At 53.8% G+C, this 608-nt stretch carries 1 pseudogene; it reads left to right on the forward strand.

Going from position 1 to position 608, the window contains the following annotated elements:
* Nucleotides 1–353, forward strand: a pseudogene (locus M8006_RS17750) (transposase); the annotation flags it as partial.
* Nucleotides 354–608: the final 255 nt, after the last annotated feature.

Consider the following 608-nt stretch of genomic DNA (forward strand, 5'->3'; position numbering starts at 1 on the left):
CCATCCTGCTCAAGATCATCCTGTTTGCTTACTCAAAAGGCATCACCTCCAGCCGCGAGATGCAATGGTGTTGCGAGACCAACATCATTTTCAAAGCGCTTTCCTGCGATACCGTACCCCACTTCACGACCCTGGCAAGCTTCGTCAGCCGCCATGCTGATGAGATTGAAGCGCTGTTCGAGCAAGTGTTGTTGGTGTGCCACGAACAAGGCTTGTTGGGTAACGAACTCTTTGCGATTGACGGCTGTAAGATGTCCTCCGATGCCTCAAAAGAGTGGTCTGGCACGTTCAAAGAACTGGGCGAGAAGCGCGACAAATTGAGAGGTCTGATCCGGCATCACCTACTGGAGCACCACCCCCTCTGTCAGCCTAGTTGTCCGGTTGGTGATATCGCCTAAATCAAATCCAGAGGGAGCGGCATGGAGCACGTGTGCCACGTTATTCTGAAGAGCGTAAAGCAGCTGTCCTGAAAAAGTTGTTGCGTAAGCGAGCCATTAACCACATCTGGGCAGGCGTCGCTCAGCCGGGTAATGTGTCCTTCCAGTGCCAGGGCAGCAGCGTGGTGAGCTCGTCGTCGTTGAGCGTGGGCAATGTTTCGAAGACGTACC

Origin of the sequence: Halomonas llamarensis (assembly GCF_023555005.1) — a bacterium.
Classification (GTDB): domain Bacteria; phylum Pseudomonadota; class Gammaproteobacteria; order Pseudomonadales; family Halomonadaceae; genus Vreelandella; species Vreelandella llamarensis.